Annotated in this window: 14 protein-coding genes; 9 read left to right on the top strand and 5 right to left on the bottom strand. The window is 45.1% G+C overall.

Going from position 1 to position 23,058, the window contains the following annotated elements; translation table 11 throughout:
- Positions 1-63 precede the first annotated feature (63 nt).
- Positions 64-915, bottom strand: a complete 852-nt coding sequence (locus NSS82_RS24390) for a helix-turn-helix domain-containing protein (protein WP_076272205.1) — start codon at positions 913-915, stop codon at positions 64-66.
- 134 nt (positions 916-1,049) lie between these two features.
- Here NSS82_RS24390 and NSS82_RS24385 point away from each other — a divergent pair, with 134 nt between their 5' ends.
- Together NSS82_RS24385 and NSS82_RS24380 are read left to right on the top strand one after the other, a co-directional pair.
- On the top strand, positions 1,050-3,515 hold the full coding sequence (locus NSS82_RS24385; RefSeq protein ID WP_341109902.1) for a beta-mannosidase: 2,466 nt from the start codon (positions 1,050-1,052) through the stop codon (positions 3,513-3,515).
- A 235-nt stretch (positions 3,516-3,750) separates the two neighbouring features.
- Positions 3,751-5,940 (top strand): alpha-galactosidase, encoded by a 2,190-nt coding sequence (locus NSS82_RS24380; protein WP_076272203.1) that lies wholly within the window; start codon positions 3,751-3,753, stop codon positions 5,938-5,940.
- Positions 5,941-7,152: 1,212 nt separating this feature from the next.
- Here the strand turns inward: NSS82_RS24380 and NSS82_RS24375 are convergent.
- From NSS82_RS24375 to NSS82_RS24365, 3 genes are all read right to left on the bottom strand, one after another.
- Positions 7,153-8,031 carry an AraC family transcriptional regulator gene (locus tag NSS82_RS24375; protein ID WP_076272201.1) on the bottom strand — a complete coding sequence of 293 codons (879 nt, stop codon included), beginning with the start codon at positions 8,029-8,031 and terminating at the stop codon, positions 7,153-7,155.
- Positions 8,032-8,106: 75 nt separating this feature from the next.
- Positions 8,107-9,462 carry a response regulator gene (locus NSS82_RS24370; RefSeq protein WP_076272200.1) on the bottom strand — a complete coding sequence of 452 codons (1,356 nt, stop codon included), beginning with the start codon at positions 9,460-9,462 and terminating at the stop codon, positions 8,107-8,109.
- Complete coding sequence (locus tag NSS82_RS24365; protein ID WP_076272199.1) at positions 9,443-11,173, bottom strand: sensor histidine kinase; 1,731 nt, start codon at positions 11,171-11,173, stop codon at positions 9,443-9,445. The genes NSS82_RS24370 and NSS82_RS24365 overlap by 20 nt, the downstream gene beginning before the upstream one ends.
- A 228-nt stretch (positions 11,174-11,401) precedes the next feature.
- Here NSS82_RS24365 and NSS82_RS24360 point away from each other — a divergent pair, with 228 nt between their 5' ends.
- From NSS82_RS24360 to NSS82_RS24340, 5 genes are all read left to right on the top strand, one after another.
- Positions 11,402-12,358 carry an ABC transporter permease gene (locus tag NSS82_RS24360; protein WP_081382600.1) on the top strand — a complete coding sequence of 319 codons (957 nt, stop codon included), beginning with the start codon at positions 11,402-11,404 and terminating at the stop codon, positions 12,356-12,358.
- A gap of 42 nt (positions 12,359-12,400) precedes the next feature.
- Positions 12,401-13,270, top strand: coding sequence for a carbohydrate ABC transporter permease (locus tag NSS82_RS24355; RefSeq protein WP_081383383.1), 870 nt, complete (start codon positions 12,401-12,403; stop codon positions 13,268-13,270).
- 41 nt (positions 13,271-13,311) lie between these two features.
- Positions 13,312-14,985 carry a hypothetical protein gene (locus tag NSS82_RS24350; RefSeq protein WP_076208408.1) on the top strand — a complete coding sequence of 558 codons (1,674 nt, stop codon included), beginning with the start codon at positions 13,312-13,314 and terminating at the stop codon, positions 14,983-14,985.
- 86 nt (positions 14,986-15,071) lie between these two features.
- Positions 15,072-16,496 carry a family 43 glycosylhydrolase gene (locus NSS82_RS24345; protein ID WP_076272198.1) on the top strand — a complete coding sequence of 475 codons (1,425 nt, stop codon included), beginning with the start codon at positions 15,072-15,074 and terminating at the stop codon, positions 16,494-16,496.
- Between the two features lie 50 nt (positions 16,497-16,546).
- A complete protein-coding gene (locus tag NSS82_RS24340) occupies positions 16,547-18,526 on the top strand; it encodes a beta-galactosidase (RefSeq protein WP_340960910.1) in 1,980 nt (659 codons plus the stop codon).
- Between the two features lie 75 nt (positions 18,527-18,601).
- Here NSS82_RS24340 and NSS82_RS24335 read toward each other — a convergent pair whose 3' ends face one another.
- Positions 18,602-20,890, bottom strand: a complete 2,289-nt coding sequence (locus tag NSS82_RS24335) for a helix-turn-helix domain-containing protein (protein ID WP_076272196.1) — start codon at positions 20,888-20,890, stop codon at positions 18,602-18,604.
- Between the two features lie 263 nt (positions 20,891-21,153).
- Between NSS82_RS24335 and NSS82_RS24330 the strand changes: the two genes are divergently transcribed.
- Both NSS82_RS24330 and NSS82_RS24325 read left to right on the top strand, forming a co-directional pair.
- Complete coding sequence (locus NSS82_RS24330; protein ID WP_081386549.1) at positions 21,154-22,134, top strand: ABC transporter permease; 981 nt, start codon at positions 21,154-21,156, stop codon at positions 22,132-22,134.
- A gap of 15 nt (positions 22,135-22,149) precedes the next feature.
- A complete protein-coding gene (locus NSS82_RS24325) occupies positions 22,150-23,019 on the top strand; it encodes a carbohydrate ABC transporter permease (protein WP_076130282.1) in 870 nt (289 codons plus the stop codon).
- Positions 23,020-23,058 lie beyond the last annotated feature (39 nt).

Here is a 23,058-nt window from a genome sequence, read left to right as displayed (position 1 = left end):
TATCTATGTAAAAGCTTCCTCTCTGCATTTCAGCAGAGGGAAGCTTTTTGTTGTATAAAAAAGCTAAACCAGCCGATTAACATGTGCATTCCTGCGGAAATCAAGCGGGGCTTGATGATAGAATTTTTTGAATTGATGATAGAAATGACTGACATTCTCGAAGCCGGATTCCAAAGCGATATCGACCACATGCAGCTCGGTAGTGAGCAGTAGGGTGCGGGCTACATTGAGCTTTAGCTGGTTGATATATTCCGTAGGCGTCTGGTTCAAGTATTGCCGGAAGGCGCGGTTCACATGGCCGGCGCTTCTCCCTGACAGCTCGTACAAGGCATGAAGTCCACGGTGCAAATTATCCTTTAAATGCATTTTGGTTATGGCATGCTCTAGCCAGAGCGGGAATTCTGGTTGAGCGACTGTCTCTGCGGAGAAAAAATGCTGGGTGAGTGTATCGACGAGCAGGCCTTTTAGATAAATCCGGGACTTAACCTTGTCTAGGGTTGATAGGATGCGAATGCGTTCCATAGAACGGACGAAACTAGCTATTTCCAGCTGAGATAACATGGCGATTCGGGGGAGAGGCGTGTTCAGCAATCCGTGCAAAAACTCCTCTTCATTCAGATAAGTTAAAGCATCTTCAATGAGGCTTTTGCGGCAGGGAATGTTCAGGAAACGGCAATCGCTATCACCATCTGCTTCATATCTGTGGGTATCACTGGGCCGAATAAAGACAAGGCAGCCAGTCTGAAGCAGCTGCGCTGTCCCGTTAACAATATGCTGACATCTGCCTTCTGTGAGAATGAAAAATTCATAGAAATCATGCGTATGTTCTGGAGATACCTGACTTAAGGACTCCACCCAGAAAGGGTCTGCTAGTAGTTCAGGATTCATATGGCTTGCCTCGGTGTATTTGAGCATGTTCGTCCTCCAGTGTATTAATGATGTTAAAATAGCACATGATTCTCGAGAACACAACACAAGAAATATAAAGATATTATTGATAGACTTGATCTATAAGAAGGCAAAATAGCACATTTTGGAGGCGGGAGAAAATGCATCTTGTAGATCTAAATGGAAAATGGAAAATGAGACGTCTGCATGAGCCGAGCTGGCTGGAGGCTAGTGTGCCAGGTTCTGTCTATCACGATTTATTGAGTGCCGGAGAAATGCCGGATCCATTCTATCGTGAGCAGGAATATGAGGTTCTGGAATTATCCAATTACGATTACGAATATCAGCGTTGCTTTCAAGTGGAAGCTGAAGTGTTACAGCATGACCGCGTATTTCTGCTGTGTGAGGGGCTGGATACGTTATGCGAGCTTTTTGTGAATGGAACTAACATTCTGAACAGTGATAATATGCACCGGACGTATGAAGTGGACATTAAGTCAGTGTTGAAGCAAGGCGATAACACCATTCACGCGATTTTTCGTTCCCCAGTGGAATTTGCTCTGCGGAAGCAAGCGGAGCTGCCGCTTAGCAGTTGTGCTGATGCAGTGGAGGGAATATCCCATCTGCGCAAAGCACATTCCATGTTCGGCTGGGACTGGGGTCCGAAGCTGCCCGATCTTGGAATCTGGAGAAGTCTCTCCATTCAGGGGTATGACAGTGCCCGTGTTGACGATGTTTATATTACACAATTTCACGAGCCGGATAAGGTTACTCTGGATGTTCGGGTAAGAACAGAGAGTTGGCAGGAGGTTGAACGGGAAATCGTAGTCAGCGTTCACACTCCAGCAGGTGTGGCCGTTGAACGTCGTGTGTCCGAAACTGCCGGAGAAGATCATCATATTACACTGGAAATTATGGAGCCAGAGCTGTGGTGGCCGAATAATCTGGGTGCACAACCCCTGTATAACGTCGAGGTCGTACTGTTGCAGAAGGGACAGGAGTTGGATCGTCGAGAACTGCGGATTGGATTAAGAACGATTTCTGTAAAGCAGGAAGAAGACCAGTGGGGACAATCATTCGCTTTTGAAATCAACGGCGTACTTATCTTTTCTACAGGTGCCGATTATATTCTGGAAGATAATCTTCTGCCTCGCGTGACTAAGGAGCGCACGGATCGCCTGCTCCAAAGCTGCGTGGCTGCTAACTTTAATACCATTCGTGTATGGGGTGGCGGTTATTATCCTGACGATTATTTTTATGATCTATGCGATGAATATGGGCTTATCGTCTGGCAGGATCATCTGTATGCCTGCGGGATCTATGCACTGACAGAATCTTTTGAGGACAATATCACACATGAGACGATGGACAACATGAAGCGCTTACGCCATCACGCATCGTTAGGCTTGTGGTGCGGTAACAGCGAACAGGAGATGGCTTGGGTCGATTGGGATTGGGAGAATCATTATTCGCTCCAGCTAAAGGCCGACTATATCAAGCAGTATGAAGTGCTTCTGCCGGCTATCGCTAAGGAAGTTGATCCCAATACCTTCTACTGGCGTGCCTCTCCTTCCTCTAAAGGAAGCTTTGATAAACCGAATGACGAGAACTATGGAGACATGCATTACTGGGGCGTTTGGCATGGCAAGGAGCCTTTTACCGATTACCGGAAGCTCTATCCGCGTTATATGTCTGAGTTTGGCCTGCAATCCTTCCCAAGCTTGAAGACGATTGAATCCTTTACGCTGCCGGAGGATCGCAATATTTTCTGCTATGTCATGGAGTCCCACCAGAAGAACAATATCGGAAATGAGAAAATTCTCTATTATATCGGCGAGACCTACAAATATCCGAAGGATTTTGAATCTATTCTCTATGCGTCCCAGCTTATCCAAGCCGAAGGCATGCGCTGTGGCGTAGAGCATTGGCGTAGACATAGAGGGCGCTGCATGGGCGCATTGTATTGGCAGTTGAACGATTGTTGGCCGGTTGCTTCCTGGTCTAGCATCGATTATTATGGCCGGTGGAAAGCAATGCATTATACAGCTAGACGTTTTTTTGCTCCAGTTCTTGCTTCTGCACATGACGAAGGAACCGTAGTTTCCCTGCATGTCTCTAATGAGAGCAGAGAGAAGGTGAGTGGTGAATTAAGATGGAGACTGCTTACTCCGACATCAGAGGTTCTAATGGAAGGTGCGAAGTCGGTGAAGATTGAGGCTTTAAGCAGTGCCGAGTTCGATCGGCTTGATTTTGGTCATGTCTTGGATACAAAAGAGAAGAAACGTGAAGCCTATCTGGAATATGTATTTGAGGTAGAGAGGGAGACGATAAGCGGGGGAACCGTCTTGTTCGTTAAGCCGAAACATTTCAGCTTTGTTGATCCTGAGCTTGAAGCCGTACTCACTGAGGAAGCAGAACAATTCGTTATTACTGTGAAGTCAAAAGCATATGCCCGTTTCGTCGGGCTTGATTTCAAGGAAAGAGATGCGATCTTCAGTGATAACTATTTCGATTTATCAGCTGGCGTTTCAAGAACCGTTACGATTGCCAAAAAAGATCTCGACAAACCAGCTACGGTTGAGGAATTGCGTTCCCAGCTTACTGTGCGCTCCGTCTTTGATATTTGAGCAAAAGGTTATTTTCCTACTATATCCTAGGCTGTCAATCTCCAAATGACAGTTTGATGATATATATTCTAGTGGTTCAGATCCTGCGTATAGCTAGATCAATATTTTACTATAATAGGTATAGATATTAAGATTGTATACCCTTCCATTTCACTCTAAAATAGACTTCGAAGAAGCATTAATTACAAACTATAAACGTTCTATTGAGCTACCTTAAGGAGAGTGCAAACATATTATGGGTATTTATTATGATGACAACCGCAAGGTGTTTCATTTACAGTCTGAGAAATCCAGCTATATTATTGAATTGATCAAAGGTGTTATTCCAGCGCATGTCTACTGGGGCCCAAAATTGGCAGGGAGAAAATTTCAACACACGTTGAATTTGGTGGAACGTTGCTCTTTTAGTCCAACTTATTTGCAGGAGGATAAAAATATCTCCCTCGACACCTTGCCAAGCGAATTCCCTTCTTATGGAAACGGTGATTTCCGCGAGCCGGCACTTGAGGTTCACCTAGTAGATGGCACGACCGTAACGGATTTCCGTTATAAGAGCCACACCATTAATAAAGGAAAACCTGCACTCAAGGGTCTGCCTGCTACTTATGTTGAAAGTGAAGAAGAAGCAGAGACCCTGGAAATTATACTGCAAGATGATAAAACAGGATTGATCGCTGCCTTGAGCTATACCGTATTTAACAATCAGGATGTTATAACACGTTCCGTGCGGATTGAGAATCTGGGTAAGGATAATCTGGTTCTGAAAAGAGTATTAAGCGCGAATGTTGACTTCCATGATTCTGACTATGACATGCTGCAATTATCCGGTACTTGGACTAGAGAACGCCATATTCACAAAAGACCACTCGTTCCTGGCATCCAGCGGATTGACAGCAAACGCGGCTCCAGCAGCCATCAGCAGAATCCTTTTATGGCCTTGCTTGCAAAAGATGCAACAGAGGATCATGGCGAAGTTTATGGATTCAGCCTTGTGTATAGCGGTAGCTTCCTCGCCCAAGCAGAAGTGGATCAATACGGAATATCCAGAGTAGGGATCGGTATTCAACCTTTCAACTTTCAGTGGCTGCTTGAACCGGGCGAATCCTTTCAAGCTCCTGAAGCCGTATTGGTAAGATCCAGTGAAGGGCTTGGTGGGTTATCGAGAACCTATCACCGTCTTTATCGGACACGGTTATGCAGAGGTGAATTCCGCGATAGCAAGCGTCCTATTCTGATTAACAACTGGGAAGCGACTTATTTTAATTTTAACGCGGATAAAATCAAAGAAATTGCTAAAGCAGGCAAAGAGCTAGGCCTGGAGCTGTTCGTGCTGGATGACGGCTGGTTCGGCAAACGTGATAATGACGACAGCTCCCTGGGAGACTGGGTAGAGGATCGTCGCAAGCTGCCTGAAGGTCTTGGAAAGCTAGGGGAAGATATCACGGCAATGGGCATGGAATTCGGATTATGGTTCGAGCCAGAAATGGTATCGCCAGAAAGTGATCTTTACCGTGAACATCCAGACTGGTGTCTCCATGTACCTGGGCATAAAAGTTCGTTAGCCCGCCAGCAGCTAGTGCTGGATTTATCCCGCAAGGATGTATGCGATTATATCGTCGAGTCAGTTAGCTCGGTATTGTCATCTGCTCCGATTACTTATGTGAAATGGGATATGAACCGGAATATGACAGAGATTGGATCAGCGCTTCTTCCAGCCGAACGTCAACGCGAAACGGCACACCGTTATATCCTTGGACTTTATGATGTGCTGGAACGTATCGTTTCCCGTTTCCCTCATATTTTATTCGAAAGCTGCTCCGGCGGTGGCGGACGATTTGACCCGGGAATGCTGTATTATATGCCACAGACCTGGACTAGCGATGATACGGATGCCGTGGAAAGATTGAAGATCCAATACGGAACAAGTATGGTGTATCCTGCGAGTTCAATGGGTGCGCATGTGTCGGCTGTTCCTAACCATCAGGTACATCGTATTACTCCTTTGGAGACACGTGGTCATGTCGCGATGTCGGGTAATTTCGGCTACGAGCTGGATTTGACCAAGCTTACTGAAGCTGAACGCGAGGATATCCGCAAGCAGGTTTCGGAGTACAAGGAACTGAGAATGCTGATTCAGTACGGTGATTTCTATCGACTGCTTAGTCCTTTTGAAGGAAACGAGACGGCATGGATGTTTGTTTCCGCTGATAAAAAAGAAGCCTTCGCCACCTACTTCCAAGTTCTGGCCGGGCCTAATCCACCGTTGCGCAGATTGCGTCTGAAAGGACTCGACCCTGCAAAATCGTATAAGCTTGAGCTTAACGGCGGAGTATACAGAGGGGATGAGCTGATGCACTTCGGACTCACGATTCCACAGCTCGAGGGCGATTTCAGAAGCCTACTTTTCGTGCTTAGAGAAGTTTAATCAAAAAAGGAGGGTGCCCCGAAAGCCATTGGCTGCTGGGCACCTTCCTTTTTTTTCTCCTTTTTTGAGTTCTTTTGTGACTAGCTGCGCGCCCGAAGCTGTTATTGGATGAGGCGCTTTGCGAGATATGCTTACTTGGCCGGGGACTACCAGACGTGAATTAGTGCTACTTGCAAGTAGCTTGGCGCCACTGGAGCTGATTGTTTATACTGAAGCCGGCGGGCTCAAATTGGTGCACCATGTAAGTTGCTTACCCAGCCAACACAGTGCTATCGGACTCAAATGCCGCTAACCGCTCTCTTTTCACACATTTGGAGTTTTATCGGACCGCATAGTCGCTATTGGCTCGAAAAGTACCTAATAAGCACCTCTTTCGAAGGAATAGCTGCACTGGAGTCCGAAACTGTGCTCAAAAGACGAAAAATTGGCAAATAGCGTCATCTGAGTCCGAAAGCGGCGGGGGATGGGTGTGACTCGGTGCTGCCGTACGCGAATTAGGGTGTTTAACAAGATGCTTACCTAGCCGGGGACTGCTGGACGCGAATTGGTACGCCTTGTAAGTTGCTTACCCAACCAACACAGTGCTATCGGACTCATATGCCGCTAACCGCTCTCTTTCCACACATTTGGAGTTTTATTGGACCGCATAGTCGCTATTGGCTCGAAAAGTACCAAATATGCACATCTTTCGAAGGAATAGCTGCACTGGAGTCCGAAACTGTGCTCAAAAGGCGAGAAATTGGCAAATAGCGTCATTGGGGTCCGAAAGTGGCGGGGGATGGTTGTGAGTCGGTGCTGCCGGACACGAATTAGGGTGTTTAGCAAGATGCTTACCTAGCCGGGGCCTGCTGGACGCCAATTATGCGACATGAAAGTTGCTTACCCATCCAACGTAGTGCTATCGGACTCAACTGCCGCTAACCGCAGCCTTTTCACACATTTGGAGTTTTATCGGACCGCATAGTCGCTATTGACTCGAAAAGTACCTAATATGCACCTCTTTCGAAGGAATAGCTGCACTGGAGTCCGAAACTGTGCTCAAAAGGCGAAAAATTAGCAAATAGCGTCATCTGAGTCCGAAAGCGGCGGGGGATGGTTTTGAGTTGGCGCCACCAAATCTGAATGGTTACTACTTGCATCCACCGGACCCGAATTAGCACGCCACGCATGCCACTCAGCTCTATCGAAGCCGAACGGTTATGCCGAGCAACATCAATTTTCAAAAAACACATGTTTGGACAGGAACTCCAGATCCTGCTCGCGGTAAGTGGAGGGGCTGACTCCAAAATAGGAACGAAAGACTTTGCCAAAATAGCTGGCATTGTCAAACCCGGTGTCCACAGCGATCTGGTAGATCGTCTGATCTGTTGTTTTCAGCATAGATGCTGCCAGCTCGATCCGTCTCCTTCTTAAATACTCAAAAGGCGAAAGATTGATGTTTTTTTGAAATAGTCTGCAAAGATGATGTTTGGAAATTCCAACATGTGCGGCGACATCGTCTAAGCTAAGGTTATTATTGTGCAGATCATTTTTCATAAATTGTATAGCGGCATGGAGTTTGTCATTTTTTATATAGGTGGTTAACAAACTCGGTTTTTTGAGGTATTTCTCCATGGACAATATCCACTGAAAGGTTTTCCCCGTTAGAAAATGCAAATCTCTTTCCTCATCAACCTGTATGTCCTTGAACATACTCCACAATAAATCCATCGGAACCGATTCCTGAGGGAGTTCTATAATGGGACCGCCATGTGCGATCAGTTGGTTCCAGAGTGAAATAGCTAGAGGTCCTCGTACATTCAGCCAAATGAATTCCCAGGGCTCTGTACCTTCCTCCGGATAATAATATCTGTGTATACTGGGGACAGTCACTAGGAAAGCTTTGCCCTTCGTTAATGGGTGAACAACCCCGTCTATTTCAATTCTACCCTCTCCAGATAAGGTGTACTGAAAAATAACACAACTTCTCTCCGTCCGGTTCTGGCCGTTAAATGAATATGCCGGAGTCTCGGCTTGTTCCCAGCCAATTGAATCAAACAGAAGCATAGAAGCTTGTTCTTCCGAGCGAATGGTGTAGGAGGAGCGCAACATTAGCAGGTTTCCTTTCCATGGTTCGTTACTTCATTCAAAGTGTAAACTTTTTTGCTGATCTGTTCAATTTTTGTTTCATTTAATCTGCTGTCTTCGATATTGATAAGGCGTAATGCCATACTGATCTTTGAACAGCTTAATGAAATATTGTGGCTTTTTGTAGCCGACTAGATGTGAAATATCGAGCACATGTAAGTTGGAATCGATCAATAACTTGGAGGCCTTTTCCAAGCGTTTAGAAGAAATGTAGCTCGATAAATTTTCGCCCGTCTCCTGCTTATAAAATTTGGACAGGTAAACAGGATGGAGGTGAACAATTTTCCCTAAGTCCTCCAGGCTCAAGCATTCACTAATATGATTGGAGATATAGGCTTGAATGGTATGAACAATATTTTGATTGGAAAATTTAGCGCTTCTATCTAATTGGGTGAGGCTCTGCAAGATGGATTGAAGAGCCGTATTTGGCTCTGATAATTGATTGAAAATCCAGTCTGCGGCCTCAGCTGATTGTATTTTAGCGGTTGTGGAATACAGCAAATTAATGAATTCGAGCAGGTAGAGGAGCTTTTGTTTTTTGACAGTGAGCTTGGCAAAGTTTTTTAAAATGTTTTTTCTGGTTTGCTCCCATTCTCCCAGCTCTAATTTAGGGAGAGCACTAGAGTCATGCAGCATAGTAAAGTCACTGGTACCTATATTTTCATTAAAAAAGAAATGATAAAAAATATGCCGAACAGCATGCTTTTGAGAAAATTCAAACGGCTCGGAAAAAGAAATGGAATCGACGCTGCTTGTCACAGTTTCGATATTTGATTCTGGAATAATTCCAGTAATGGCTGATGGAGTGGTCCAAATAAAGTCTCGTCCACCATTATGATCTTTTAACATCATTTCATCTTTCCCAGTAGCCCCTGAGATATGAAAAAAGCAAAAATGCTCATTCCGGAAGGTAGGATCGAATGTACTGTGATCATAACGTAGTGGGGAAGGATCGCTAATAACAGAAAGCAAATAACCTAGCCCATCTATCTTTTTCTCTGCCACTGGAGTTTTTGGGGGGTTCTCTGCGATACTCTTAATAACTTGACTCATGGCTTTTTCCATATCCTCTTTATCTACCGGCTTGAGTAAATAATCGAGTGCACCCAGACGAATGGCTTGTTGTGCATAATCAAATTGAGAATAACCGGAGAGGAAAATTACCTTGGTATTGAGCTTTTTCTCATGAACATGATGCAGTAAATCAATGCCGGATACTTCGGGCATACGAATATCTGTAATAAGGATATCTATATGATTCTGATTCAATAGCTCCTTGGCTTCAATCGAATTTGTTGTCGTCTCCATATGCTCAATTCCAAATTTGTTCCAATCCAGCAGGTGTTTTAAATATTCAACGATGTAATGCCCGTCATCAACTATCAGTAATCGCATATTGTCCTCCTTCATCCAGCGAGAAATCTATGAATGCCAGCACGGATAAACCGCCCCAGTCATTAATGAAGAACCGCAGTCCGCTTAATTCACCATACGCATTTTTGAGGCGATGATGAATGTTCCAAAGACCAATTCCTCTTGATCCTTCAGGAGGGGATTCATTCTCAAGCCTGGCCATTAGCTGGTGTATTTCCTCAGCAGTAAGCCCCTTACCATCATCGGCTACAATAATTAACGCTCCAGTATCAAGTGCTTTTACATCTATAGTAACGCGGTAAGCCCCTTGCTGTTCTTCAATCCCATGCTGAATCGCGTTCTCGACCATAGGCTGGATAATCAGTGGCATAATCAGATGCTCTCCCAGTTCAGGGGGCAGGTTGATTTCATAATTTATTTTTTTGGAAAGTGACATGATGGATAAAAAATGATCGGCAAGCTGCAATTCAGAAGCCAACGTAACATTATCTGAATTCATTTTTGTTAAATAACGATAGTACTCTGCTAAATGTTTGCTCATCTGCATTACGGCTTCCGGTGAAGTTTTTGCCACAGCCATAATGAAAAACAGATTATTGTAAAGAAAATGTGGATTGATCTGAGCCTGCAGCTGTTTCACTTCCGCGTTTCTGCGCAGCTCGGTTTCTATTTTTAATGAAGCGAATAAAGCCTGTATTTTGGCGACCATGTGGTTAAAGCTTTTAAATAGACTATAAAATTGATTGTCCGGGTTCTCACTAATTCTGGTGCTGTAATTCCCTTGTTCCACTTGGTAGAATTTCTTGTCGAGCAGATATACATTGCGATAATAGTTTCGATAGAACATAAAAATCACGATAAGGCCAATGATCAAGATCATTAAGATGCTGACAAAAAACACCTGTTTATTCCGGTTAAGCGGATTCAAAAAATCACTCATTCGCGTATAGGTAACTAGATACGTATCAATCGGCTCAATATACTTTGATAAAACATAATAATCGTCATCGTTGATATGATAGTCAAACTTTAGAATTTCATGTGCATTGGGTGTTATCGTCTCCTTGGCTTTTTCCTCGATTCGAATATCCACCGCTTTATTGCTAATCATTAAACTCTTGTTCACAAGCAAAAAGGCATTGGAGCTCTCACCGCCACTCACTGCTTTCTCTAACAGACTTGTTAAATACTCCTTTTTCAGCTTAACACCCACAATGTACTGAATATTGGCAGGATTCTTAGGTTCATGAATATAAGGGTAGATTGAAAAATAATACAAATTGTTATTAACAATCTGCCAGCCTCGCTGCGTTACCTTCTGAAAGGGCTGTTTGGCAAGCGAATCATGACCCGTAAAAATAAAAGTGCCGTCCGTTTTCCAGTAGATACCGATAGATTCAATGGCCTGACTGGAGAGGAGTGGTGCTGATATGCGGTCATAGATATCGTTTTTTTTCATCTGTGTATCGTAATTGTTCATCTCTTGTATTTTGCTTTGATAGAAACGTACGGAGGTGTCGGCTGTATATTGGATGCCATACAAACTTGCCTCAGAGATGATGCCATCCAGTATGCTTTCCGTATAAGCTAGCTGATTTTTGGAGGAGTTAACCAAGCTCTCTTGAATGGTTTTGGAACCTAGGGAGTTCATTACGAAAAACAAACTTAAGGTCAGTAAAAGGAAAAAAACGAAAAAATATATGAATCGTTTCATATTTACTTTTTTAATCATAAGCATTACTCCTGTCGCTAGGACTCTTGTGAATTCATCATAAGCCATATATTCCAAAAGAAAAAGAGAAGAGCCTTTGCAAAATGAAAGCGTTTATAAAGATGTTTAGCGAGTGGTTATGATATTTAATTTGAGACATTTTCGAATGAAAGCGCTTTTGTTAACATTAAACCAGAAAGAAATTAGCAGCCAAGAATGTAAAAGGGGGTAAGCACAATAGCACAGATAATGAATACCCAGCTTAAATGGAGTGAGAAGGCCAACGTTAAAAAAAGCAGAAAAAATCCTTGGAAAAAGGAAATCAAAAAAAATTGGCCATTGTATGTTTTATGTATCCCAGCTTTGGTATTCGTTCTAATTTTTGCCTACGGTCCTATGGTCGGATTAGTGATGGCCTTTCAGGATTACAAGCCCTGGCTTGGAATTACAGGTTCAACTTGGATTGGTTGGGATAACTTCGCAAGAATCTTTCAATATAAAGAGGCCACACAATCCATTATCAACACCCTCATTATTGCTGTAATCAAAATTATAGTCGGAATTATAGTTCCTATCTTTATGGCGATTCTGCTAAGCGAGATTAGAAACATGGGGATTAAAAAGAGCATTCAAACCTTGGTCTATTTACCGCATTTTCTCTCTTGGGTAACCGTTGCCGGAATCATGATTGATATCTTAGGTCTGGATGGGGGCATAAATCATTTTCTTACGAATTTCCTCGGACTGAAACCGATTTTCTTTTTGGGCGATCCTACGCTGTTCAGACCGACGATCATCATCAGTGATTTATGGAAAAACTTCGGATTTGGCATGATTGTTTACTTAGCGGTGATTACAGGGATCGACCCTTCTTATTATGAGGCAGCCGAGATCGACGGCGCTTCACGCCGCCAACAAATACGCCATGTTACTTTACCGAGTATGATGCCGATGATCATCGTAATTGCAACGTTAAGCCTTGGGAATATCCTGGATGCAGGATTTGACCAAATCTTTAACTTATACAATCCACTCGTCTATAGTACGGGAGATATCATCGATACTTATGTTTACCGGTCATCCTTATTGAATGGCCAATACGGTTTTGGTACCGCTGTTGGATTGTTTAAATCCGGCATCAGCTTCATATTAATCGTAATTTCCTATCGAATTGCTTACAAGGTAGCTAACTACAAGATATTTTAAATCGACGTTGTTAAGCTTACAAAACTGTTAGGAGGAATGGGAGTGTATTATAAATCCAAGGGATATAGGATATTTTCGATTTTCAATCATATCCTCCTGATTCTAGTAGCCTTATCGTGTTTATTGCCTATGCTTCATTTGCTAGCACAATCATTTAGTAGTAAGACAGCGGTAAATGGGAATTTGGTATCCTTTTGGCCGGTGGACTTTAATATCGAAGCCTATGTGAAAACTTTTAAAAACACGAATTTTACAGGCTCGATGAGAATCTCAGTGGTCCGGACGGTGCTGGGGACGTTAATCAGTATGTTTATTATTACAACGGCAGGGTATGCCTTGTCCAAAGATTTCCGGGGGCGTAATGCTTTAATGTGGATTTTTATATTCACGATGTTGTTTTCCGGTGGTTTGATTCCTTCTTATATATTGGTTACGAAACTTGGGCTCAAGGACACGATCTGGTCGCTCGTGCTTCCCGGTGCCTTCGGAGCTTATAATTTGATTCTGATTATGAATTTCTTTAAAACAATCCCTAAGGCGCTTGAAGAGGCGGCATTTATCGATGGGGCTTCGTTCTTCGTCATTTTCCGGAAAATCTATCTTCCGCTTTCCCTTCCCGGTCTGGCAACCGTCGGATTGTTTATCATGGTGGGGAGCTGGAACGCATGGTTTGATGGGATTTTGTATATGTCGAATACAACGGACTATCCGTTAGCTTCATTCTTACAGACTGTAGTTGTGCAAGGTTCAGCGCAGAGTATGGCACTTAGTCAATCAGAAGCAGCCGCGTTGTCAGAACAGAGTATCAAAGCTGCGCAAATTTTTATTAGCACACTGCCCATTATCCTTGTGTACCCGTTTCTACAGAAGTATTTTGTCAAAGGCATCGTTCTGGGTGCTGTAAAAGAATAACGTGACCAACATATAAAACTTTAATTCAAAGGAGCTTATTGATGAAAAAAACAGGGGCCTTAATAACGACTACTGTATTGATGGCAGGATTGCTAGCGGGCTGCGGCTCAAACGGTAAAGAATCTAATGCGGCAGAAGCGGTTCTCAAAGACGGCAAATACGATCCTCCTATTACTATCAACATCGCCAAGCAACAAGATGAGAATGCCGGTAAATATATCAACGGGGAGAGCTTAAATGATAATGTGTTGACCCGCTGGGGTGTCGAGAATCTAGGAATTAACATCCAAACTACTCTTTTGGGCGGTGATGCCTCCCAATATAATACGAAACTTCGTTTAGCGCTCACTGGTTCCGAGAAGCTTCCGGATGTTTTGCCAGTGTATGACACCTCATTAGAAAATGATCTGATTCAATCTGGACTTGTAAAAGATATTGCGGAAGACATTAACAAATATATGCCTGAGCGTCTGAAAGAAATATATAAACAATATCCAACAACGTTCAACCCGGTTATCCAGGACGGCAAGGTTTATGGGATGGCGATCTCGCCCAATCTCACTGAAGGTGAAGTCATGCTTATCCGTCAAGATTGGTTAGATAAATTAAATTTAAAAGCGCCAACAAATATAGATGAATTTGAACAGGTAATCGCTGCTTTTACGAATGATGACCCGGACGGTAACGGAAAAAATGATACTTATGGATTTGATTTCTCGGGAAAAGATTCTTACAACACGGGCTGGGTAAGCGATTCTGTAATGATTTTTAGTGCTTATACAGGGAAGAGTCTCCCCGGCCAATGGTATAACGACAATGGTAAACTCACTTACGGTTCCGTCGCTGATGGGACAAAAGATGCGTTAGCTAAACTACGCGATTGGTACTCCAAAGGGTATTTAAATAAGGAGTTAGCTACACAGGGTGCCTGGGATGCACTGGCGGATTTCACTGAAGGCAAAGCAGGGATTATTATTGGCCGTCCTTGGCTGTACGGCAGTGTTAAAGATGTGGAAACTAACGTAAAAGGGGCTAAAATCAAAGCTTACCCAACAATCAACGGTGTAAGTGGGGATCGAACCTACCAATCCGGTCAACAGAACGATGGTGTCTTTATGTTTAATAAAGACTTCAACAATATGGAAGCTTTCTTCTTGTATTATGACAAGCTTTACGATGCAGCATTTGGTACCGGAGATTTCAAATATGGTTATGCTCAGGGATATGATTATGACATCGTAGGCGATGAAGTGGTATTCGATTCCAAAAAATTCAATACTCCTTTGGATGCCGCTCAAGGTGTAGGAAAAATGGCTTTTACCAAAAATACACCAAGTGTTGATGGCCCAGGTAAATCTTTTTATGATCTTTCCAAAGGTGCAAAAGCAGAGAATGGGGTCTTGATCAGATCGGCAGCAAATGATGAAACAGCCAAAGAGGGATATGTGATTTCCTATGAGAATAGAGAGTCGCTGCTTCCAAATGCATTTAACGGTCCTCCTACCAAGACTATGCAGACAACCTGGGAGCAACTGAATACGATGGAAAAGGAAACCTTCACCAAAATTATTTACAGTAAAGAGCCGCTAACTGCGTACGATGACTTCGTGAAGCAATGGCATGACAAAGGCGGTACGATAATTTCCGAAGAAATCAACGAATGGTATAACAATGCTAGCAAGGTGGATGTGATGTCTCAGATGGGATTGAAATAAGTTCGCAAGAACAGCAGGTTCAGTTAAGATCATCCTTGGCCGAACCTGCTTTTTTGTATAAAAATCTGATCCTCTGGAGGATAATCATGGACGAAAACGCGAATACAGTCACCCTACTAAATAGCGCTCCGCTTCTGGATATGAACGGAAATCCTGTACATGCACACGGTGGACATATGCTCTGTACGGATGGATATTATTACTGGTTTGGTGAGAACCGGATGGATCGGCGGAGAGTGAGCTGCTACCGGTCTGTGGATCTAGTGAATTGGGAATGGCGCAATGATGTGCTCACACTCGATTCACCGGTACAGCCAATTTATCATCGCACCACATTAGAGCTTGAACCCTTGGACAGGGAGGGTCGCCCAACGGGTGCGGTAATTGAGCGTCCAAAAGTACTTTACAACAAACTTACAGGGAGATTTGTTATGTGGATGCATTGGGAAAATGGACGCGACTACTCTGATGCGCGCTGCGCGATCGCTGATTGCGGGACGGTAGATGGGGATTATGTTTACCGGGGCAGCTTTAATCCGATAGGTAACATGTCTCGTGACTGCACCCTGTTCCAGGATGACGATGGGACGGCTTATTTTATCTCCGCGGCAAGGGAAAATGCTGATCTTATTATGTATCGTCTGTCACCTGATTACCTCAGCATAGAAGAACAGGTCAAGACCTTGTGGCCCGGACAAGCGCGTGAAGCACCTGCATTAATGAAACGTCAGGGTGTATACTTTCTCATCTCGTCCGCCTGTACGGGCTGGTTGCCTAACCAAGGAACCTATGCCTGGTCTGAGGAATTATTTGGTCGTTGGTCACCCTTGCTGCCTTTGGGCGACATCACTACATACGACAGCCAGCCTGCTTTTATAGTTCCTATTGTAGGAACAGACAATGACCAGTGCTCTTACCTGTATGTTGGGGATCGCTGGGACCCTGCGGATTATTATGCCTCTTCCTATGTATTTCTGCCGCTCAGCTTTCCTTCTGGCCGGGAAATGAAGCTTGACTGGGCAGAGCGAACGATGATTGACCTTAGGAAGGGAGTCGTAGCTGTGGAATGCAGCTCTGGTAGTGATCTGTTCAGATTGAAAAGCTTAGGAATGGGGCTTTATCTGGCGGCGGGAAATCAATCCATTGAACATGAGGGGACCCTGAACGTCGAAGTCCGGACGCTTTCGTATGAAGATCAGCAGCAGAGATGGACGGTTGAATACGGGGAGACGGGTAGGGCAAGAATTCGAAACAGTGAAAAGGCCTTATCTATTGGCCCGTTGAATTCCTTGCTGCTGGAGCCTATTCGTGACAACGAAGATCAGTTTATATGGTTGCTTACAGAGTCAGAAGCAGGTTCACTGACTATTGGGAGCAATGACGGAAGAGTTCTTACCGTAGCAGGAGAACAGCGTGGGGGCTGGGGTTGTGTGTTTCTTGAATCCAAACGCTACCATGATCCCCGTCTAGGTGCAGACCCGCAGCTTTTTCAACTGATTTCAGTAAGGTAAACAGTTTAGAGAAAAGAGGTATACCGATGAGTTTATCTGTCTCCTTCCCTATGGAATGGTTTAAAAGTGCCCCCCATACACAACTTACTGCGACTTCCTCTGAGGCGTTTCAGTTAATCACTACACCAGAAGGTGGTGGATTTGAGCTTCAGCCAGGGCAGCTGGAATCCGCCGCTTGGTGCGATTATGGTTTCGTTAATGCGGAGGTTTACCATGAAAGCCATGACGTTCTGGTGCTGTTATTCAGTTTTTATGATCGGGATCATCGCGTCATTACTTATCATGTAGGAATTTTACCTGGTGTACGCACGAAAATTTGTTTACCCTTGATTCATTTAAATGGGGAGAAGCTGTTCCTTCCCCGTTATCCGGGTGTGATGCAGACAGTACTGAGGGGAGATGCAGGCATCGATCGCAAGCATATCACCCGATTCTCTATCGCTACTCTCCCTTCAACAACAAGTAGAGCTGTGCAAATTAGTGGCTTGGCTCTAAGTCTAACTGAGCCCGCCTTTGAGTATGAACAGCAACCATATATAGATGATCTGGGCCAATTAAAGGGAAGGGATTGGCCAGGAAAAACGGTTGATGCAGAAGCGTTGACCGATCGGCTGCGCGCAGAGCGGCAATTTGTGGCACAAGTTGATCACAGTGGAGGTGACCTCAGCAGGTACGGAGGTTGGAGAGCGCTGAGTTTCGCGGCAACCGGATATTTCCGCACGGAGTTTGACGGCAGCCGCTGGTGGTTCGTTGATCCAGAGGGTTATGCCCTGTTTAGTACGGGTATGGACTGTGTGGGTCCAGCCTGTTCTATGCATGTAACGGGTATGGAACACTTGATACCCTCGTTGCCGGAGCGGGAAGGAATCTATCAAGAAGCTTGGTCACAGGATGGCGAGGAATTCAGCTTCGAGATTGCTAATCTGATCACTGCTTTTGGGGCGGAGTGGCGCCCTAACTGGGTGGCTATGACGGATTTTCGCTTACAACAATGGGGATACAACACCATCGGTAACTGGTCCAATGATCTTTTCATTAAGGAATCTCAGCTTCCGTATGTTTATCCTCTAGTGGACTTTCCTATGACGGAGCAATCTATTTTCCGCGATTTCCCGGATGTGTTTAGCCCGGAGTATGAGCGGAATGCCGGGAGCTTTGCGGAGCAGCTTCTTCCATTAAGGGAGGACCAGAGAATGGTTGGCTATTTCATGCGTAATGAGCCACATTGGGCATTCGTGGATGGCTTGAATTTGACCGGGCAGATGCTGAAATCTCCGGTCCGTTATGCCAGCAAGAAGGAATTCATTCGCTGGCTTGCAGAAAAGTACAAAACAGTGGAGCAATTAAACAAGGCGTGGGATAGCGTTTTTGAAGAGTTCGAGGATTTATACGATGTATCGAATGTGAATGTAACCGGGGATAATCTCACTTCTGCCCGAGAAGTGGATTATAACCAGTTCAACCGGATCATGATCCGGCGGTATGTAGAAGTGCCAGCCCGTCTTTGCAAGCAGACGGATCCGAATCATCTGAATTTGGGAATGCGTTATGCCTGGGTTGGCAGTGATGAGGTGCTGGAGGGCTGCGAATGGTTTGATGTATTCTCTATGAACTGCTATCAGTTCAGTCCTGACAAGGAACAGATCGCCCAGATCAGCGGACGACTGAACAAACCAGTCATGATTGGGGAATATCATTTTGGTGCGGCTGAAGGCGGCATGTTGGCTTATGGGATCCGTGCGGTGGCAACTCAGAAGGAGCGCGGTGAAGCTTACCGTTATTATGTGGAGCAGGGGGCAGCCATCCCGCAGCTGATCGGAGTTCATTATTTTCAGTGGAATGATCAGCCCGTGCTTGGACGTTATGACGGAGAAAACTATCAAATAGGTGTAGTGGATGTCTGCAACCGTCCATATGAACCTTTCGTACAAGCAGCGAGAAAGGCTCATGACCAGATGTATCGGGTGCGGACGGGTATGACAGCGCCCTATAATATTGTGCCAATAGAGATTCCAAAAACGGGATTCTGATTGCAAATCTTTACAACAAAAAGGCCCCCAGCCAATGGGGGCCTTTTTTGTCCTCTCCTCTGAAATGTAGCCCCTTTACAAGCCAAGGCCGGAGGAGGGGAGTGAATCATCACGGGAATAGCGCTTGCGGTATTCGCCCGGAGTTATTCCCGCACAACGTTTGAACATACGGATGAAGGAATTTACGTTCTGATAACCGACCTGAAGCGCGATATCCTGAATCCGCAGTTCCAGATTCATTAGCAGCTCTTTCGCCCGCTCAATCCGCAGATTGTTCAGATATTCACTGAAGTTGATGTTTGTCTTCTCTTTAAAAATGCTGGACAGGTAACCTGGAGTTAAATTCAACTTGTCTGCTACTAGGTTGAGGTTGATGTCCTCGCCGTAATGTTTGTCTAAGTAATCCAGCACAAAGCTGATAATGGGGTCGCGCGATTCCGAGCGGTTACTGATGACCACGAGCACAGGACGAACCAGATCACGCAGCCATTCCTTGTATTGATCCATTGAGTGGAAAGCGTTAAATGGCTCTAGTCGGGGTGGTAAGAGACGCTCCGCTTCCGCTTGGGGCAGATTCAGCTTCGTCACCGTTTTGCTCGTCTGTTCCGCTGCTCCCAAGGCAAATGCCCGAAAATCCGCCGCCGCTGCGTCCTTGTGCTGCAGCTGCTCCAGCTGACGATCCAGCCAAGCGAATACAGCCTCCTCATTGCCAGACTGCAGCAGATTGTGCAGCTCCTCTCCGTGGGTCACCTTTAAATGAAAGGATTTGGCGGACGAGGCTCTAGGTTCTACGATAATTTGTGTTTCCCCGTTCAATCTACGCTCATTTAACAACATCGATAGATTATTGTAGGCATCGGTAAATGAGGTTTCGCCTGAATATACCGGACTTACAGCAATAGTCAGATATAAGGATGTCTCCGAATCCAGCAGTTCTTTCAGTTTATCAAGAGCCTGCAGAAAACTGCTCTGCGGTCCGGGGTTGAACAGGAGCAGCAAGAGCTGATCCTGCTCCGGCTGGAGTGCGACGCTGTCGCTTTCACCTCCGGTGATCAAGGTTTGGATTAGTTTCCATAACATCAGTGTGTGTTTCTCAAATTCGTCCGGCAAGGTTTTGAAGCTGACCTTGAACAGAATGGAGGCATAGGGTAGTTCGGATTGCCGGACATCTTCAAGCTCCGCAAGACTTTTACTCAGCGGGATATTTTTCACTTTATGAGTGTAGGCATATTGGCGTACCAGTGAGTTCTTATGATCAAGATCGGTCTGGATGAATCGGTTATTCTCCAAAATGGAGCTCAGGCGGTCGCCGATAATGGCGAATTCCTTCACACTGCTCAATTTTTCTGGCCGGCTGCCCGCTTTACGGTCCAAGGCAGCAATCAGGCGCTGGAGCGGCTGGTTAAGCCGATGGCTGAAGATCAGGGATGAGAGAACACTGATCAGTACTGCCGCAGAGAGTAACACAGCCAGCAATAGCTGCATACCACGCATTTCTGCGGCAATAGCCGCTACCTCGGTCACTCGGATATAGGTGAATCCGGTTTGTTTACCTTTTTCATAGAAGTAATATTGATCTCCGACCCGCTCATGGGCATTGTCACTTTCCAGAAGCTGGCTTGTTTGCAGTTTACCCTCTGATGTGGAAAACAATAGATTCTTCTGCGCATCCAGAATATAGAACGGGGTATTGCCGGCATCTCCGTAGGCAGCCTGCATCCGCTGTGGATTCAGCATGACAATGCCGTACACCTCCTCATAAGGAATCGCTTTGACCAGCACTGGCATTAACCTTCCGAGCGTACGGGTGGAATTTATGGTTTTCTCGGTAAAGGTTGCGGCGGGCATGACTTTTAAAAATTGATTGTCCATCGTTTGCCGGCTCCAGTACTCCGGAGGGTATTCTGCACTGAAGTAGTATTTACCGAACATATCTGCGGCGCTGCTTAGGCCCTCCCTCTCCAGTACATAATTTTCCTTTTTAAAATAGAGAATGAAATTTTCGATATGCAGAAAAGGATTAGCATACAGCGTTGAGAGATCCGATATCACTTCTGCCGGGATATCATATCGGCGGTTCTCTTTGAGGTGACTTAGAATGCCCAGATTGGCAGTCCATGAATCGGATTGGGTGAGGGCAAGAATGATGTTCTGGGTCAACCGGAAATGATTTTCGTAGCCTTCGACCGTTTGTGCGAGGCCAAGCTCATTTTGCCGGATCATCTCCTTATAGATTTTGCCGCTTAAATACAGATGGGAGAACAGATTAAATGATGCCAAAATCAAGATGACACTGAGGAAGCTTAGCATCAGCTTAACGAACAGGGCATTCAGCGCAAATTTGCCAGTAACCGATCCCTTCATATGTATCCCCCTTTGGATGCACCCGTAAATGAATTGGATTAATTCTATCATAGCGGCAAAAAGCTAACACCAACAATATGCAATTTTGCTGATTTGTACGCTATTCTATGGAAATCCGCAGTTAAGGCGAAATGTTATATAACATGTAGATAGCGCTTTCCAAAGAAATGCAGCTATAATTCGGAGACAAATCCCGGAAAAAAGGGGGAAGTAATCTGACATCTATATGAGTTATGATCATTTTAACAAGAGGAGACATGCATATGGCTCAAGCTAGCGTAGTGCAGGACAAAATGCGAAAGAAAGTGCACCGGCGACCCCAACGACCTCAACGCCACAAAGCGGGAATCCTTCGAACTTGGAATAAAAACAAGGCGCTCTGGCTGCTGTTCCTGCCGTGCCTGTTGTATTATTTGATCTTCCGCTATGCACCGATGTTTGGATTAGTTATCACTTTCAAGGATTACAATCTTTTTAAAGGGATTTGGGCCAGTGATTGGGTGGGACTCAAATATTACAGGATGTTTATAGAGAATCCCGATTTTTGGCCGCTGATGAAAAACACTTTTCTGCTTGGTTTATATAAGCTGTTTTTTGGCTTCCCGGCACCAATTCTACTGGCGATTCTGCTTAATGAGGTGCGCAAGGCTGCTTTCAAACGAGTTGTGCAGACCGTCAGCTATCTTCCACATTTTATCTCAAATGTCATTGTAGCCAGTATGGTAATCATGTTTTTATCCCCAACCGGAGGGCTGATTAATAATCTGCTTGGTGCCATAGGGATTGGACCGATCAATTTCATGAATGAACCTGGATTGTTCCGCGGTATTTATGTCCTGTCGGAAATCTGGCAGCATATCGGCTGGGAGACTATTATCTACTTGGCCGCTTTGACCGCTATCGACCCTCAGCTGTATGAAGCTGCTGATATGGACGGAGCCAGCCGCATGCGTAAAATATGGCATGTCACCTTGCCCGGCATTTCACCCGCCATCGTGATCACCTTGATTCTTAATATCGGTAAAGTGCTCGAGATTGGCTTCGAGAAGGTATTCCTGATGCAGAACCCGGCGATCTACGACACAGCGGATATTATCAGTACTTATGTCTATAGGGTGGGTATGGTGCAGGGGAACTTCAGCTATGGCGCTTCTATTGATCTTTTTATGGGCGTGATTAGCTTGATCTTCATCTATACAGCAAATTACATCAGCCGTCGTGTAAGTGAGACAAGTTTATGGTAGAAAAGAGGTGTGGTGATGAGATCACCCCGTTTATCCTGGTTTAATGTCGTGAGCACTTTTATCCTTCTTGTGGTTGTGGTGGTCACGCTTTATCCGTTCCTGCATATGCTCGCTGTCTCTCTCAGTAGTGATGTGCATGTCATGAAGAATACAGTTTCTTTTTGGCCTAAGGGTTTTAACCTGAATATGTATAAGCTTGTACTCGGAGATTCGCAAATCTGGGTGGCTTACAAAAATACACTCATTTACACCGTGCTTGGCACCCTGATCTCGCTGGTGGTCACCTCCACGGGTGCCTATGCACTCTCACGCAGTGATATGGCGCTGCGCAAGAGCTTCACACTGTTGATTGTGGTGACGATGTTTTTCAGCGGAGGGATGATTCCCACATTCCTCGTGGTTCGCTCCCTGGATCTGGTCGATACCGTATGGGGTATGGTGCTGCCGGGTGCGGTTAGCACCTGGAATCTGATTCTGATGCGGACCTTTTTCTCCGGCATTCCTAAAGAGCTGGAGGAGTCAGGCCGCATCGACGGACTGAATGATATCGGTATATTTATCCGTATTATTGTTCCGCTTTCCAAGGCTTCCTTCGCCACCATAGCGCTCTTTTACGCGGTTGGCATGTGGAATAACTTTATTTACCCGCTGCTCTACCTGCGCTCACCGGATTTGTTCCCGCTGCAAGTACTGCTGCGCAATCTGGTGCTGGCTGGCAGTGCTAGCTCGGGAGATGTCACTAGCATTGGAGGTGACAACATGGTGATAGAAGAATCGCTGAAGTACGCGACGATTATGGTCTCGACGCTTCCGATTCTGATTGTATATCCATTTGTGCAGAAGTATTTCGTTAAGGGGGCTATGATTGGCGCGGTTAAAGGCTGAGGCGGGTGGAACCGTCACAAATTCAGAATAAGGGAGAGA

Origin of the sequence: Paenibacillus sp. FSL H7-0735 (genome assembly GCF_038008505.1) — a bacterium.
In the GTDB taxonomy this organism is placed as follows: domain Bacteria; phylum Bacillota; class Bacilli; order Paenibacillales; family Paenibacillaceae; genus Paenibacillus_AQ; species Paenibacillus_AQ odorifer.
Note: the sequence above shows the minus strand (reverse complement) of the source record. Positions and strands in the feature narration are given on the sequence as shown.

Bases quoted from the DNA above. Each gene is read 5' to 3' on its own strand.
- NSS82_RS24360 (WP_081382600.1), top strand. From the start codon at position 11,402: ATGAATACCCAGCTTAAATGGAGTGAGAAGGCCAACGTTAAAAAAAGC.
- NSS82_RS24375 (WP_076272201.1), bottom strand. From the start codon at position 8,031: ATGTTGCGCTCCTCCTACACCATTCGCTCGGAAGAACAAGCTTCTATG.
- NSS82_RS24385 (WP_341109902.1), top strand. From the start codon at position 1,050: ATGCATCTTGTAGATCTAAATGGAAAATGGAAAATGAGACGTCTGCAT.
- NSS82_RS24350 (WP_076208408.1), top strand. From the start codon at position 13,312: ATGAAAAAAACAGGGGCCTTAATAACGACTACTGTATTGATGGCAGGA.
- NSS82_RS24325 (WP_076130282.1), top strand. From the start codon at position 22,150: ATGAGATCACCCCGTTTATCCTGGTTTAATGTCGTGAGCACTTTTATC.
- NSS82_RS24390 (WP_076272205.1), bottom strand. From the start codon at position 915: ATGCTCAAATACACCGAGGCAAGCCATATGAATCCTGAACTACTAGCA.
- NSS82_RS24345 (WP_076272198.1), top strand. From the start codon at position 15,072: ATGGACGAAAACGCGAATACAGTCACCCTACTAAATAGCGCTCCGCTT.
- NSS82_RS24330 (WP_081386549.1), top strand. From the start codon at position 21,154: ATGGCTCAAGCTAGCGTAGTGCAGGACAAAATGCGAAAGAAAGTGCAC.
- NSS82_RS24340 (WP_340960910.1), top strand. From the start codon at position 16,547: ATGGAATGGTTTAAAAGTGCCCCCCATACACAACTTACTGCGACTTCC.
- NSS82_RS24365 (WP_076272199.1), bottom strand. From the start codon at position 11,173: ATGATTAAAAAAGTAAATATGAAACGATTCATATATTTTTTCGTTTTT.
- NSS82_RS24370 (WP_076272200.1), bottom strand. From the start codon at position 9,462: ATGCGATTACTGATAGTTGATGACGGGCATTACATCGTTGAATATTTA.
- NSS82_RS24380 (WP_076272203.1), top strand. From the start codon at position 3,751: ATGGGTATTTATTATGATGACAACCGCAAGGTGTTTCATTTACAGTCT.
- NSS82_RS24335 (WP_076272196.1), bottom strand. From the start codon at position 20,890: ATGAAGGGATCGGTTACTGGCAAATTTGCGCTGAATGCCCTGTTCGTT.